Annotated in this window: 17 protein-coding genes; 6 read left to right on the top strand and 11 right to left on the bottom strand. The window is 61.2% G+C overall.

All coding sequences use genetic code 11. From position 1 onward, the window contains the following. Nucleotides 1-12: 12 nt before the first annotated feature. The 8 genes from flgG to ACMGE0_RS24660 are packed head-to-tail and all read right to left on the bottom strand — an operon-like array spanning nt 13 to nt 5,527. Nucleotides 13-801, bottom strand: coding sequence for a flagellar basal-body rod protein FlgG (flgG, locus tag ACMGE0_RS24625; protein ID WP_436818536.1), 789 nt, complete (start codon nt 799-801; stop codon nt 13-15). Between the two features lie 18 nt (nt 802-819). After that, nucleotides 820-1,155, bottom strand: a complete 336-nt coding sequence (gene fliE / locus ACMGE0_RS24630) for a flagellar hook-basal body complex protein FliE (protein ID WP_085422337.1) — start codon at nt 1,153-1,155, stop codon at nt 820-822. Then, entirely contained in the window at nt 1,152-1,571 is a 420-nt protein-coding gene (gene flgC / locus ACMGE0_RS24635; RefSeq protein WP_085422336.1) for a flagellar basal body rod protein FlgC, read from the bottom strand. Before flgC ends, fliE begins: the two co-directional genes overlap by 4 nt. A 4-nt stretch (nt 1,572-1,575) precedes the next feature. Beyond that, nucleotides 1,576-1,962 (bottom strand): flagellar basal body rod protein FlgB, encoded by a 387-nt coding sequence (gene flgB / locus ACMGE0_RS24640; RefSeq protein WP_436818537.1) that lies wholly within the window; start codon nt 1,960-1,962, stop codon nt 1,576-1,578. A gap of 53 nt (nt 1,963-2,015) precedes the next feature. Beyond that, the gene (locus tag ACMGE0_RS24645) at nt 2,016-2,585 is read right to left on the bottom strand and encodes a flagellar protein (RefSeq protein WP_436818538.1); all 570 of its coding nucleotides are present in this window, start codon (nt 2,583-2,585) and stop codon (nt 2,016-2,018) included. Nucleotides 2,586-2,592: 7 nt separating this feature from the next. Then, nucleotides 2,593-3,990, bottom strand: a complete 1,398-nt coding sequence (gene fliI, locus ACMGE0_RS24650) for a flagellar protein export ATPase FliI (RefSeq protein ID WP_436818539.1) — start codon at nt 3,988-3,990, stop codon at nt 2,593-2,595. 21 nt (nt 3,991-4,011) lie between these two features. Next, the gene (gene flgF / locus ACMGE0_RS24655) at nt 4,012-4,749 is read right to left on the bottom strand and encodes a flagellar basal-body rod protein FlgF (protein ID WP_436818540.1); all 738 of its coding nucleotides are present in this window, start codon (nt 4,747-4,749) and stop codon (nt 4,012-4,014) included. A gap of 1 nt (nt 4,750) precedes the next feature. Further along, the gene (locus ACMGE0_RS24660; protein WP_436818541.1) at nt 4,751-5,527 is read right to left on the bottom strand and encodes a DUF1217 domain-containing protein; all 777 of its coding nucleotides are present in this window, start codon (nt 5,525-5,527) and stop codon (nt 4,751-4,753) included. A gap of 200 nt (nt 5,528-5,727) precedes the next feature. On the opposite strand from ACMGE0_RS24660, the gene motA reads away from it, so the two are divergent. The 6 genes from motA (at nt 5,728) to ACMGE0_RS24690 (ending at nt 10,983) form a co-directional block, all read left to right on the top strand. After that, on the top strand, nt 5,728-6,597 hold the full coding sequence (motA, locus tag ACMGE0_RS24665) for a flagellar motor stator protein MotA (protein WP_436818542.1): 870 nt from the start codon (nt 5,728-5,730) through the stop codon (nt 6,595-6,597). After that, complete coding sequence (locus ACMGE0_RS24670; RefSeq protein WP_436818643.1) at nt 6,597-7,550, top strand: FliM/FliN family flagellar motor switch protein; 954 nt, start codon at nt 6,597-6,599, stop codon at nt 7,548-7,550. The genes motA and ACMGE0_RS24670 overlap by 1 nt, the downstream gene beginning before the upstream one ends. Before the next feature lie 57 nt (nt 7,551-7,607). Further along, nucleotides 7,608-8,183: a flagellar motor switch protein FliN gene (gene fliN, locus ACMGE0_RS24675; RefSeq protein ID WP_436818543.1), complete on the top strand. Its 576-nt coding sequence runs from the start codon at nt 7,608-7,610 to the stop codon at nt 8,181-8,183. 28 nt (nt 8,184-8,211) lie between these two features. Continuing rightward, nucleotides 8,212-9,264: a flagellar motor switch protein FliG gene (fliG, locus tag ACMGE0_RS24680; protein WP_436818544.1), complete on the top strand. Its 1,053-nt coding sequence runs from the start codon at nt 8,212-8,214 to the stop codon at nt 9,262-9,264. A gap of 199 nt (nt 9,265-9,463) precedes the next feature. Continuing rightward, the gene (flhB, locus tag ACMGE0_RS24685; RefSeq protein ID WP_436818545.1) at nt 9,464-10,543 is read left to right on the top strand and encodes a flagellar biosynthesis protein FlhB; all 1,080 of its coding nucleotides are present in this window, start codon (nt 9,464-9,466) and stop codon (nt 10,541-10,543) included. 5 nt (nt 10,544-10,548) lie between these two features. Further along, nucleotides 10,549-10,983: a BspJ family T4SS effector nucleomodulin gene (locus tag ACMGE0_RS24690; protein ID WP_436818546.1), complete on the top strand. Its 435-nt coding sequence runs from the start codon at nt 10,549-10,551 to the stop codon at nt 10,981-10,983. 36 nt (nt 10,984-11,019) lie between these two features. Here ACMGE0_RS24690 and visR read toward each other — a convergent pair whose 3' ends face one another. The 3 genes from visR to fliF form a co-directional block, all read right to left on the bottom strand. Then, nucleotides 11,020-11,766: a transcriptional regulator VisR gene (gene visR, locus ACMGE0_RS24695; RefSeq protein ID WP_436818547.1), complete on the bottom strand. Its 747-nt coding sequence runs from the start codon at nt 11,764-11,766 to the stop codon at nt 11,020-11,022. 13 nt (nt 11,767-11,779) lie between these two features. Continuing rightward, nucleotides 11,780-12,517, bottom strand: coding sequence for a transcriptional regulator VisN (gene visN / locus ACMGE0_RS24700; RefSeq protein WP_436818548.1), 738 nt, complete (start codon nt 12,515-12,517; stop codon nt 11,780-11,782). Nucleotides 12,518-12,903: 386 nt separating this feature from the next. Beyond that, entirely contained in the window at nt 12,904-14,574 is a 1,671-nt protein-coding gene (gene fliF / locus ACMGE0_RS24705; protein ID WP_436818549.1) for a flagellar basal-body MS-ring/collar protein FliF, read from the bottom strand. Between the last annotated feature and the right edge of the window lie 50 nt (nt 14,575-14,624).

Genomic DNA, 14,624 nt, shown 5'->3' on the forward strand with positions numbered 1-14,624 from the left:
CCGTCTCCTGTTTTACTTCAGGTTCTTGCTGACGATCTGAGCCATCTCATCTGCTGTGGTGATGACCTTGGAATTCATTTCATAGGCGCGCTGGGCCGAGATCAGATCGGTGATCTCCTTGACCGCGTCGACGTTCGAGCTTTCCAAGTAGCCCTGCTTCAGATAGCCAAAGCCCGGGTCTTCCGGCACCGCGACGATCGGCTCGCCGGATGCCGCGGTCTGCGCAAACAGGTTGTCCCCGAGCGGCTGGAGGCCGGCTTCGTTGACGAAATTGGCGATGGTGAGCTGGCCGATCTCGGTGAAATCGGCGTCGTTTCCGATACGGACCATGACCTGACCCGTGCGGGTGATCTGCGTTTCGCTGACATCGGCCGGGAAGGTGATGTTCGGCACGACGGCATAGCCGTCGATGGTGACGAGCTGGCCGTCTGCATTCTTGTTGAAGGCGCCGGCGCGGCTGTAGAGCGTCGTGCCGTCCGGCGTCTGGATCTGATACCAGCCTCGGCCGACGATCGCGAGATCGAGGTCGTTTTCGGTATGGGTCAGCTCACCCTGGGTATGGATGTTGCGCACCGCCGAGGTCTGCACGCCGAGACCGATATTGGCGCCTTCCGGCACGATCGCCTGGTTCGCCCGGTTCGGCACGCCCTGGGCGCGCTCGCTTTGATAGAGCAGATCGGAAAACTCGGCGCGGGCACGCTTGTAGCCCGTCGTGTTGATGTTGGCGATGTTGTTCGCGATGACTTCGAGATTGGTCTGCTGGGCATCCATGCCCGTTGCCGCGACGGAAAGCGCTCTCATGTCTTCGTCCTCAAAATTTTAGATCTGCATTTTCGTGATTTCGAGATAGGCGGAGACGATCTTGTCGCGCAGCGCCATGGCCGTCTGGAGCGACTGCTGCGCATCCAGAACCGCATCGACGACTTCGCGGGTATTCGCCTTGCCCTGAATGGCCTTGAAGGACATCGATTCGGCGCCCTTCAGGCTGTTCATCGTGTCGGTCGCCATCTCGCCGATGACGCTGGCGAAATCCATGCCGGTGTTCTGACCGGGCGTCGAAGCCCGCGCGCCGAAGACGGAGGTGCTTTCCGAGCCGATTTCGTCGAGGCCGTTGGAGAGCGAAAGGGAGCTTACGTTCTGAATCTTGTCGATCATTGTCCGGCCTTCAGAAGATCGATCGTCGCGGCAATCAGCTCACGCGTCTGCTTGATGGTCTGGATATTGGCTTCATAGGAGCGGTTGGCTTCCCGCATGTCGGCCATCTCGATCAGCATGTTGACGTTCGGCGTCTTCACCATGCCCTTCTCGTCGGCGGCCGGATGATCCGGATCGTATTCCTGGATGAATTTGGAATTGTCGACGCCGAGCTTCTTGACCTCGACGAGGTCCACGCCGCTTGCCTTGTCCAGTTCGGCGCCGAAGGTGATGGTCTTGCGGCGGTAGGGGTCCGCACCGGGCGTGTCGCCGGTGGAACGGGCGTTGGCGATGTTTTCGGAAACGATGCGCAGACGCGTTGCCTGCGCCTCCATTCCCGATCCTGCGATCTTCAGGGAGGCTGAAAGCGGATCCATTTGCTTACCTCTTTACTGTCATCAGCATCATGCTGTGAAACGACTTCACCAGACCTGTGCTCAATTCGTATTGACGCTTGATTTCGCCCGTCTTCGACAGCTCCTGAGCCAGCGAGACGGTATTGCCGGATTCCTGCACGCCGATTTCTTCGTTCAGTTCCGATTCCTTGATCTCAACCTCGTCGCTGAGGCCGTTGCCGGCGAAATGGGCCGGATGGGTGCGGGCCAAGGGGACATAGGTCCGGTCCAGGACCGCCTCGAAGGGGGTTACGTCCTTCGACTTGTATTTGGGCGTGTTGGCGTTCGCGATGTTGCCTGCAACGACTTCCTGACGCACCGAGAGCCACTCGGCCTGACGCGATGCCATCTCGAACAGTTGAATCGGTTGCATAGGCTTCTCTCCATCGTTTGTCTGAAGCCTAGGCCCATAACCTTGCGTCGGACTTACGGACGCGCCGAGCCCGTGTCCTGATACACTTCTCCGCTGGACGTCACGATCGCCCACTTGCCGTCACGCTGTTCGAACTTTGCAAGTTTGCTGTTGTCGGGCAGGGTCGAACCGACCTGGACCATATACATGCCGGAACTGTTCTCGATGAGCGCCCGTCCGTTGGCGACATGCAGCAGGCGGAAGCTGCCATTGCCCGGAAACGGCTGCTCCTCCCGGAAGCCGCCGCCATTGCGCGTTTCGCCCACCGAAGAGGTGGTAGCCGTGGCCAGCGCGTCCATCGGCTCGGGCGGAACCGGCCAATCTTCCTTGGAACTGTCGGTCATGGCCAGAGGCGAGACGCTGACGACCGGACGGATGATGCCCGGCGGCAGGTCGCGCGTCCGGCCCAGCGATTCCGTCCGGATGCCGAACTTGTCGGCGTTGAGGAAGACATACCACGGGAAGAAGGCCGATGCCGCCGCAAGGGTAATCCCCGCCGCAGTCAGCATCTTGTCGCCCAGCCGCGAGGGCGGCACTTCCGGCTTGGGCCACGTCACGTCTGCCGTGTTCTTGTGATCGCTCATCGAATCATCACCTTCTTGCCATGGCCGGCGGCGGATTGCCCTGTCCGGCCGCCGCTCTCAGCGCGTTCGCAAGGTCTGTGTAGGCATCGAGCGCGGGCTTCTCCCCCGGCGTCTGCTTGAGGACTTCGTAAATGACCGGCACCTGCTTGATCGCCATGTCGAGGTCCGGATCGGAACCGGCGCGATAACCGCCGATCAGGCGCAGGTCGCGCGTCTCCTCGTAACGGTGCACCAGCGATTTCAGGCGGGACACCAGCTTCTCCTGATCCTCGGTCCAGGCCTTGCGGGCGAGACGCGAAATCGAAGCGAGCGGATTGATCGGCGGATATCGCCCTTCTTCGGCAAGCGAGCGGTCGAGCACGATATGGCCGTCGAGAATGCCGCGGGTCGAGTCGGCGATAGGGTCGTTGTGGTTGTCGCCGTCGACGAGGATCGAGATGATCGCGGTGATCGTGCCCGTACCCTCGACGCCCGGACCGGCGCGCTCGAGCAGGCGCGGCAACTCGGTGAAGACCGAAGCCGGATAGCCGCGGGCGATCGGGGGCTCGCCGGATGCAACCGCCACCTCGCGGATCGCATGGGCGAAACGGGTGACGCTGTCGGCGATGAACAGGACGTTGTCGCCCTGATCGCGGAAATGCTCGGCTATGGTGATCGCCACCAGCGGCGCCATCTTGCGCAGCATCGGGCTTTCGTCGCTGGTCGCGACGACGGCGATCGACTTGGCCATGTTGTCGCCGAGCGTGTCCTCGATGAATTCGCGCACTTCGCGGCCGCGCTCGCCGACCAGTGCGATCACCACCTTGTCGAAGGCATCGGCTCTGGCGAGCATCGAAAGAAGCGTCGACTTGCCGACGCCGGAACCGGCGAAAATGCCGAGACGCTGTCCGAGGCAGAGCGGCGAAAAGATGTCGATCGCCCGCACACCGGTCTTGAAGCCCTTTTCGACGCGGCTGCGCGTCATGGACGGCGGCGCGGTATTGGCGATCGAGCGCGGAGCGAGGCCTTTCGTGATCGGACCTTTGCCGTCGATCGGCTCGCCGAGCGAATTGATCGTGCGGCCGCACCAGCTATCGTCGGGCGAGACCCGGAATGCGCCCTTGCGAATGACCGTGTCGCCGATGCCGATCGGCTCTCCGGGCTCGATGGGGCAGACGTAGACGACGTCCGGTTCCACCCGGACGACCTCGCCGAGGTGAATGCCGGTCGCGCTGCGATGGGCGACGAATTCGCCGAGCCGCACATGTTTCGAGAGACCGGCGACCGTATAGTGTCCTGCCGCGATGGTCCTGACATGACCGCCGTGGGCAACCGAGAACGCGGGATCGGCATAACGGGCCGCAAGGCCCGCCAGCTGCGCCAGCCTGCCGCCGTTGACCGCATCGAGGATAGCCGCTTCCATCATGGTGGGCCGTCTTCCTTACTGTTAGCTGTTGGAGCCGCCGAGAACCCTGATGGCCTCGCTCATGGAGGACTCGCTGTCGCGCATCAGCGCCGAAATGCTTTCGAAGGCGCGGTTGACCTGGATGAGCTGGGTCATTTCGCCGATGCCGTTGACGTTGGACTGCTCGACATAGCCCTGGACGATGGAGTTCTCGAAGCCCTCGACCACCGGCTGCGGGTTGTCGACGACGATCACGCCTTCGTTTTCGTAACGGGTGAAGCCTCTGGTGACGTCGGCCGTGAAAAGGCCGAGTGTGGCGACAGGCTGGTTGTTCTGCATGATGATGCCGTCGGCGCCGACGGTCGGCGGACCGGCTTCGCGGTTGAGCTGGATCGGCGCGCCGCCGGCGTCCAGCACGGGATAGCCGCGGATCGAGCGAAGCTGGCCGGTCTCATCCATCGTGAAACGGCCGTCGCGGGTCAGTACCTGGCCCGCCGGCGTGTCGATCGCAAACCAGGCATTGCCCTTGATGGCAAAATCGAGCGGATTGCCCGTCCGCTGAAGCTCGCCCGTGCGGGTCGACAGGTAATCGTTGCCCTGAGTGACGAAAGCGACCTTGGCGTTGATATCGTTCTGGGTCCTGCTCATGACCTCGTCGAACTTGACTTCCGTCGCCCGGAAACCGACGGTGTTCATATTGGCCATGTTGTCGGCGAGCGTGTTCAAGCGGCGCTCGAGCGCGATCTGCGAAGAAATGCCGACGTAAAGTCCGGATTGCATATCATTTGCCTCCGAGTTTCAGATTATTGATGGAGATCAGAAGGTCCGTGGAGATCCCGCTCGACGGAGCGTTGAAGGGAGCTAGGGGATCGTAGGCGTCCGATGGGTTCTCGATCTCCCACATGGCGGTGAACCGTTCGAGGAACTTGTTCACCTTGGTCGGGTCCTGGAAGTCCTCGATGTTGACCGCATCCTCGATATATGCGGCCTGACGGTCGAGATCGGCGCCGATAATTTCGTCCGGCAGCTGCAGCGTGGTGCGGATGACCTCAGAGAGCGCATCGTCGGCGAGGATTTCCATGCCCGATTTGATCGTGGGCGCCATGCGTTCGAAATAGAGCGCCAGCCGCACACCCATGTTGTCGGCGCCGGCCTCCTCTTCGAGTGTCTGGCGCTGGAACTTGTCGACGACGCCTTTCTGCGCTTTCTCGAAAGCCGTGGCGGTCGAGCCGTAAGCGGCGAAGTTCAGCGATTCCACCAGCGACGCATACCGGCTGTCGGAAAGCTTGTTGGCGAAGGCGTTCTCGTCGGCGACGCCCTCCGTCAGCACCTTGCGGATGAAAGCCTTGGCATAGGCCATGTCCTCGAGACCGTGGGCTTTCAGCGCATAATTGTAGATGCGCGTGTCGGCCATGAAGTCATCGACGGTTTTGATGCTGCCTATCTTTGAAAGATAATATTCGCTCTCGCGTGCGACATCCGGCTTTTCCGCCACGCGTGCCAGCGACTTCGGGAGGTCGCGGCTGATCATGGCATAGCTTGCATAGGTCGTGATCACGTTGGCTTACCCAAGGTCCGCGGAAGCGGCGAACATCGCTACGGAACGGGCAATCCGGTCCGATCCTGGCGAAAACTATGCGGGAAGACTTGTGCGAAGCTGTCCCGGCCCGCCTTCCATTAGCGCCTTCACAACCAGCCTCACGCAAGCCAGGGGCCGTATCCCAAGGCCATACGAAAACGATCGGGCACAGGTACGCGATGAATATTATTATCGGATTGGTCATCACCGTTGGCTGTATTCTCGGCGGCTTCATGGCCATGGGCGGCCACATCGACGTTCTCGTTCAACCCTTCGAGCTGCTGATCATCGGCGGCGCCGGTCTCGGCGGCTTCATCATGGCGAACCCGATGAAGGTGGTGAAGGATTCCGGCAAGGCGCTCGGCGAGGCCTTCAGGAATACCGTTCCGAAAGAGCGCCATTATCTCGACGTGCTCGGCGTCCTCTATTCCCTGATGCGCGATCTCAGAACCAAGTCGCGCAACGAGATCGAGGCGCATATCGACAATCCCGAGGAATCCTCGATCTTCCAGACAGCTCCGACGGTCCTGAAGAACAAGGAGCTGACCGCCTTCATCTGCGACTACGTGCGGCTGATCATCATCGGCAATGCCCGCTCCCACGAGATCGAGGCGCTGATGGACGAGGAACTCGACACGATGTTCCAGGACAAGATGAAGCCCTATCACGCGATGACCGCCATGGGGGATTCCTTCCCGGCCATCGGTATCGTCGCGGCCGTGCTCGGGGTCATCAAGGCGATGAGCAAGATCAACGAATCGCCGGAAGTTCTCGGCGGCCTCATCGGTGCGGCCCTCGTCGGCACGATGCTCGGCATCGTCCTGTCCTACTCGGTCTGCAACCCGCTCTGCTCGCAGATCAAGGTCGTCCGGACCAAGCAGCACCGCCTCTACATCATCGTCAAGCAGACGCTGCTCGCCTACATGAACGGCTCCGTGCCGCAGGTAGCGCTGGAATACGGACGCAAGACGATTTCCAACAAAGAACGCCCCTCGATCGATTCGGTCGAGCAGGAGATGATGAATCCTGGCGGTGAAAAGGCGGCATGATGACCACCAATCAAGCGAACCAAACAAACGCGCCGAAGATGGACCTGGCGCTTCTCGCCAAGCTGACCGGCGGCCTCGGCGACAAGAGAACGGTCGAGAGGATCAGCGGCGAATTCGCCCATCTCTACACGGAGTTCCTGCCGGACGTCTTCCACAGCGAGACCGGCATCCGGATCGGCGTCTCCTATCTGAGCTGCACCTCCGGCCTGATGAACGATCTCATCGCCGATCTCGGCGACGGGTTTGCGCTCTGCGACGGCGCGCTGCGCAACTGGTGCCCGAACTTCGTGCTCGCCTGCGGCAACAGCTTCGTCATCGCGCTGATGGAATCGATGCTCGGGGCCGCGGCCGAAGCGATCGCGCAGCCCATTGAACGCCCGCTCTCGGATATCGAACTCGACCTTGCGGTGATGGTTTTCGACCGGATCGCCAACGTGCTCCGTTCAGGCGTCAACGCGCCGGGCGGCTTCGAGGCAAGCCTCGAACGGCCTCACAATGCCGAAGACAGGCCGAAGCCGGACGAACTCGCCCGCCCGGAATTCGGCGTGGCGGTCCGCATGGCGCTCGAGCTTGGCCCCGTCGTTTCGGAATTTGCCCTCGTCATTCCGCAAAGCATATTCCTGAAGACCAAAGTCACGGCGCCGAAGGCCAGGGGCCAGGTATCCAAGGCCAAGCAGGAATGGGCGGACCGCATGAACGACCAGGTCCGCCGCTCGCATGTCACGCTGGAGGCCCGAATCCGCCTGCAGAAGCTGACGCTCGGAACGATCTCGCGGCTCGCCGCCGGCGATGTGATCGCCTTCCAGGACAAGCAGGATGTCCAGGTTCAGGTCAGCGCCAACGGCAAGGACATGTATGCGTGCGAATTCGGACGCTCCGGCGAGAATTATACAGTCCGCGTAAAGGATAACATCAGTACCGACGACGAGATCCTCAGACACCTGATAGGTTAGTCGGCAGGCGCTTCGGCAAGGCAGGCTGACACAAGTTTCAACAGGAATAATGACCGTATGGCTACGAAGAAGACACCTCTCACCGAAGACGACGCGCTGATGCCCCTCGGCAATGAAGTCGAGCTGGATCAGGCCATCGACGATCTGCGCGGCGTCTTGAAGACCGATGCCGATGGCGGCGTGCCGGGCTTCGACGCCGATTTCGGCGCATCGGCAACCAGCGACTTTACGGCCGATGCCTCCTCCTTCGGCGGCGGCTTCGAGGCGCAGGCCGAAAGCTTTGCCGGAGACGCTAGCTTCGGCGGCGGCGATTTCGGTGGCAGCGATTTCGGCGCTTCGGCGGGCAGCACCGCCTATCAGGAGCCGGGCAGCGCCCTCAACGCCAATCTCGACCTCATCATGGATATCCCGATCGACGTCGAGATCGTGCTCGGAACGAGCCGGATGCAGGTGTCCGGCCTGATGAGCCTGGAAGAAGGCGCCACGATCGCACTCGACAAGAAGATCGGCGAGCCGGTCGAGATCATGGTCAACGGCCGCCGCATCGGCAAGGGTGAGATCACCGTCCTGGAGAACGACGATACCCGCTTCGGCGTGAGGCTGACGGAAGTACTGAGCACGAGAAGAACCTGATCCCGGTTTGGGACAGAGAAGGAAGACCATGATGGACTTTGAGGATTTCGGCGGCGGCGCGCTCTCTACGAAACCGCTGTCCCAGGCCGAAAAGGCGGCGGCAGTTCTGCTGGCCATGGGCAAGGGCGTCGCCGGCAAGCTTCTCAAGTATTTCACCCAGAGCGAGCTGCAGAACATCATCGCCTCGGCCCAGACGCTCCGCGCAATCCCGCCGGACGAGCTCCTCCAGCTCGTCAACGAGTTCGAGGACCTGTTCACCGAAGGCACCGGCCTGATGGACAACGCGGCGGCGATCGAGGGCATTCTCGAAGCCGGCCTGACGCCGGAGGAAGTGGACGGCCTGCTCGGCCGCCGCACCGCTTTCGAAACCTACCAGGCCAGCATATGGGATCGCCTGCAGGACGCCGATCCTGCGTTCGTGGGCAAGTTCCTGTCGCGCGAACATCCGCAGACCATCGCCTACATCCTTTCGCAGATGCCGTCCAACTTCGGTGCGAAAGTGCTGCTCCAGCTTCCCGAGAGCCGCCGCGCCGACATCATGAACCGCGCCGTCAACATGAAGGAAGTCAGCCCCAAGGCTGCGCAGATCATCGAGAACCGGGTGATCGAACTGATCAATGCGATCGAGGCGGAGCGCAACTCCAACGGCTCGAACAAGGTCGCGGAGCTCATGAACGAGCTCGAAAAGAACCAGGTCGATACGCTGCTCGGGTCGCTCGAGACGATCAGCAAGGAATCGGTCAACAAGGTCCGCCCGAAGATCTTCCTCTTCGAAGACCTCATGTACATGCCGCAGCGCAGCCGCGTCATGCTGCTCAACGACGTTGCCTCCGACATCCTCACGATGGCGCTGCGCGGCGCAAGCAACGAGATCAAGGAATGCGTGCTTTCGGCGATCAGCCCGCGCCAGCGCCGCATGATCGAAAGCGATCTCGCGGTTCAGAGCCCGAACCTCAATCCCCGCGAGGTGGCGATGGCCCGGCGCGCCGTCGCCCAGGAAGCGATCCGGCTTGCGAATGCCGGCCAGATCATTCTCAAGGAAGAGAAGAAGGACGGCGAAGCGCCCGCGCAAGCCGCCTGACATCCGCGACACTGCACGAGGAAGGAACGGAGCGGGCGAATTCCGCTCCGTTTCCGTTTCGGCCCCGCATTCAAAGACCGCCTGTCCCCCGATCTTTTTGCCGGCCCGATTAGCGGTTGGCGGGCGATACGATAACATCGAGGCGGCTCGATTCGCTGGAGCCACACCGCGCAACCCGAACGTCGATTGGTGCTGAGCCGTGGCGGACGAAGATAAAGACAGCAAGACAGAGAACCCGACCGCCAAACGAATGACCGACGCGGCAGAGAAGGGCAACGTTCCCTTCTCGCGCGAAGTGCCGCTTTTCGCCTCGATTCTGGCGTTCTACGTCTTCCTCGTCTTCTTCCTGCCCTCCGGTGTGGCGCGGATCGGCGAGACGCTGAAGGACCTTTTCGAGCAGCCGGATCAATGGCGGCTCGAAAATACGCCGGACGTCATCTCGCTCGGCGTCCATCTTGCCTGGGCGGTTGCGGCATTCCTGGTTCCCGCCATGCTGCTCTTCATCATCTTCGGCCTCGGTTCGTCTTTCGCGCAGAACATGCCTTCCATGGTGCTCGAGCGCGTAAGGCCGCAGATCTCGCGCATCTCGCCGATGAAAGGCTTCGGACGCATCTACAGCGTTCCCGGCTTCGTCGAGTTCGGCAAATCGCTGTTCAAGATCCTGGTCGTCTCGCTCATCATGTACTTCGTGCTGCGCGGCGAATTTTTCGCCTCGCTCGACGCAATGTTCTCCGATCCGCAGGTCATTCTCGTGAAGCTCGACGCGATCGTGCGGAAGATGGTGATCGTCGTTGTCGTCTCGACCGCGCTCCTTGCGATCGTCGACGTGTTGTGGACGCGCCGCCACTGGTACAATCAGCTCAAGATGACCAAGCAGGAGGTCAAGGACGAGTACAAGCAGGCCCAAGGCGACCCGATCGTCAAATCGCGCCAGAAGTCCGTGGCGCGCGATCGTGCCCGCCGGCGCATGATCAACAACGTGCCGCGCGCAACGCTGGTCATCGCCAACCCCACCCACTATGCCGTCGCGTTGCGCTACGTGCGCGAGGAGAACGACGCCCCCGTCGTCGTCGCCAAGGGACAGGACCTGATTGCGCTCAAGATCCGCGAAATCGCCGAAGCGAACGGCATCCCCGTTTTTGAAGATCCGCCTCTGGCACGCTCCATGTTTGCGCAAGTCTCGGTGGATAGTGTCATCCCATCAGTCTTCTACAAGGCTGTGGCAGAACTCGTGCACCGGGTCTACGCATCCCGGTCGCTCAAGAAACGGACACACTGAGCGTCATGAAGAAATGCAGCTATTCCACCGAACGGGAAAAGATCGTCGCGCAAGCAATCAGCCCGGTGGCATCGGAACTTCGCCTGCTCGATGCCGGTGACCTCATCGCACTTCTGCGCCTGGAATGCCACAGCAGCCTGGCCGATCTCGTCTCCTCGGCGGCTGAACTCTATTTCCATCCGGGTACCGTGAGCTTCGGCGCCGGCGGCGACTACAAGCTCGAATGGGACGGCGCGCCGGAAGTCGTCCTCGATCTCGAAATCAAGCCACGGGGGGTTTCCGTCTACGCCCGCCTGAAGCTTGCCGACAGCCAGGCGGGGGTGGAAATCGACCACATCGCCTTCCATGAGCCTTCGGACAATCCGGACGACAACACGGCATTCCTGGCAAGAAGCCTGCAGGAAGCCAAGTTCGTCAGGACCAGCGCCTCCCAGATGTAAGGCACTGCCGGAGCGACATACGGCCTCTTCAGAAAATCAGTGGATGTAACCGAGCCTGATCGCCTTGGCGATCGCCTGGATGCGGTTGACCGAATCGAGCTTGATGGTGGCCGAGCCGAGATAGGCGTTGACGGTATGGACGGAGAGGCCGAGCTTTTCGGCGATCTCTTCGCTGATGCGCCCGTCGCCGGCGAGCTGCAGACAGGCAATCTCCCGTTCGCTCAACGATTCGGCCGGTACGCTGCGGCGTTCGTCGAGCGCGAGCAGGTCCATCATCACCTGGCAGCTTCTCACGTGCTGATCGATGATGGCGTCGCTTCCAAGCTCCATGGACGTCGCGAGGAACGTCACGTAGCCATTGCCGAGAGCGCCGAGCCGGACCGGAAACGCAACGCCGGAGAAAGGGACGACGTTGGGCTCCAGCCGGCGCGTCAGCGACGAGAACTCTCCGGCATCGGCAAAGCTGGCATTCTCCGAACCGTTCCATATCAGCGGCAGAAGAGAGACCTCGATATGGTCGAGCAGGATTTCCCCGTATCCGTTGATGAAGCGGTTGCCGTTTTCAGCCGCGCCGGTTCCCCAATTCTCCAGCTCGCACACGAGCTTGCGCTTGTTGGGCAGCCCCGCCCCCGTAATCCGGAAAACCGCAAAATTACGCGCCTTCAGGTTCTTCTGCATGGCGATGAGCTTGGGGAAGATGTCCGACCGGCTCGAAGCGCGCTGCAGGCGCAGATACTGGATGCTTCCAGGTCCGTCCGCCGTGCCGCTGCGCGAATACCCCATCGAAATTCTGTCCCTATACCAGATTGTTCCGGACCGCGTAGGCGATCGCCTCCGAGCGTGTCTTCGTCGCCGTCTTGCGCATCACGCTGGTGATGTAGTTGTTGATCGTATTGCGCGATATGCCCAGAATCACCGCGATCTCATCGCTGGTCTTTCCCTCCGCGATCCAGAAGAGGCATTCCAATTCGCGCTCCGTCAGTTCGAAATCGCGTTCGGTCCTCGCATCCGCCCCTTCCGTGAAGCTCGCACCATAGGCGGCAAACAGACCCACCTCTTTCAGGCGCTCCTGCGAAAGGATGATGCCTTCCAGAAAGAGCAGCATCAGCGAGAACCGTGTCCTGCCGACGCAGAAGGTCAGCGAGCAATATTGCCGGCTGATATCGTCCGGCGGAACCACGTCGTCCGGCAGCAGCGCGAAACTGGGCGTTAGCAGCGACAGGCATTTCTCAAGTTCGGTGGAGCGCGCGTAACCGCTTGCAAGCTCGGAGCCCAGGCGCCGCACGAGATCAAAGGGCCAGTTGGACGTGACGATGAAATCGAGACCCTGTTCCTGGATGAGGTCGTAGCGGGCAAGCAGGAAGTGGGAAGCACCGACATAATCGGCAAGCAGGCGCATCACTGCCTGGACATTGTTGGAACTCGTCGCCAGGGAGAGTCGGCGGACCAATTGCTCACGCGACAGAACCCTGGAGCCGGCGGACTCCTTGTAGGAGCGCCCCTCCGCCTTCACGTCTGCCCCCGATAACTCCATCCGTTATCTGCTCCCCGCCACGTCGTGCATTCCTCATGAACGCACACATCGCGGCACATCTACGCACAACCATTCCTGCGGCGAAACGATCCCGATTTTTCGGCAAATCACGAAAGGGCCACATTTCGCAGCCGCTTTCATTTCTCGTCTTCAGCGGAGTGCCGCCGCAGGTCCACCCGCCTCAGACTGTTGGAATTGCCATACGAATCATAGTCATTGTAGGAGACGCTTCCTGAATTACCATCGCCGTGGACAGGATTTCCCCAGTTGCAGGCCATCATTCATTGATTCGTGATTCAGACGAATTCGCCAAGTGTGTGGCAGGGCTGAAAAGAAATGGGCCGGGAGAGCCCGGCCCAACACTATCATATTTTCGTGATACCTTCTCAGGCGGCCTTTTCGATCGCCCATTTCCGAAGAATTTTCGCGGCGCGCTCCTCCGATATCTCGACCATGCGGGCGAGACGCCTTTCCGGACCTTCCTTGACGCGGCGGTTGAAGCCGTCGCCGTCCTCGCCGCCCAGCATGTCGGTCGAGCTGTCGAAACCGAAGTCCGAGCCGAAACCGTCCATAAGCGCCGGGCCGCCTGCCGGAGAGAAATCCGGCAGTTCGAGGCCGGCACCCTCGGTCGCCGCCTCGCTGGTGACGCCGGTACCGGTGACGCTGCGGACGAGCGGGCGCAGACCGAGCCAGACCACCAGGAAGGCAACCAGGACGAAGGCGAGCGAGTTGATGATGCCGCCGATATTGCGGTTCAGCATTTCCATCATGCCCGGGCCGTTGGCAGCCTCGTCCAGGAGCTGGTTCTCCAGGAAGTCCATGGCCGTCAGCGTCACGACGTCGCCGCGTTCCCCGTTGATGCCTGCAGCCGAAGAGACGATCTTCTGCATCTCGGCGAGATAGGCATCGACCTTGGCCTGGTCGACGGGCTCGCCGACCATCTTCGCGATCCGCCCCCTGTTGACGACGACCGCCACCGAGACCTTCTCGATCTGATAGCTGTTGCGCGTCGTCGCGGTCGTCTTCTGATTGATCTCGTAGTTGGTCTGCTCTTCCCTCTTGTCGGACTGGTCGGACGATTGCGGACCGGTCGCGCCGCCCTGCTGCGGGGCAGCCTGCGGCACGTTCTGCTCCACGGTCGTGGCGTTGTCGTCCTGCCTCTGCTGCGACTGCGAGTTTTCCTTGGTGGTGCGCACGGAACGCTCGACCCGGGAATTCGGATCGTAGACGGTTTCCTGGATCTGCTGGCTGTCGGTATTGAGAGTGGCCGTCACGCTCGAACGGAAATTGTCCATGCCGAGGAAGGGCGCGAGCGCCTTGTCGATATTGTTCTCGATTTCCTGCTGCACGTTCTGGACGATACCGAGCGATTTGTTCATTTCGCTGCCGCCGAACTCGTCGCCGGAGGCAAGCAGCTGGCCGGTGGAATCGAGGATCGTGACGTCGTCGACGTCGAGACCGGGAACCGCCGATGCGACCAGGTGACGTATCGACGAAGCCGCCTTGCGGCCGGTCGTCGAGCTTGCCCGGATCATCACCGACGCCGTCGGCTTCTGTTCGCCTCTGCGGAAATTGCCGACATCCGGCATCACGATATGGACCCGGGCGGCGGAAACGCCGTTGATCTGCTGGATCGACCGGGCAATTTCCCCTTCGAGCGCACGAACGCGGGTAACCTCCTGCATGAAGGAGGTGAGGCCGAGCGAACCGACATTGTCGAAGAGCTCGTAACCGGCATTGGTGCTGTTCGGCAGGCCGCGTTCGGCGAGCAGGAGCCGCGCCCTGCTCGTCGTGCCGACCGGAACCTGAATGCTTCTTCCGTCCGCGCTGACCTCGAAAGCCATGTTCGCTTCGGCAAGGGCCATGCTGACCTGGTTGATGTCTGCAGTTTCCAGATTGACGTAAAGCGTCTCGTAGGCAGGCCTGTTCACATAGATGGCCGCAGCAAGCACAATCGCAATCGAAACGGCGCCCACGGCGCCTAAAGCAATAAGTCGGGTCCGGCCGAGATTGGCCAGATTTTTAAAGACTTGTGAAAATTGAGCCAACAGATTCATTCTGTTCCCGCATCGCCAAACAAGGATATAGAGCCTATGCCCAGGCGGAC

Source organism: Neorhizobium descurainiae (assembly GCF_051400715.1).
In the GTDB taxonomy this organism is placed as follows: Bacteria; Pseudomonadota; Alphaproteobacteria; order Rhizobiales; family Rhizobiaceae; genus Neorhizobium.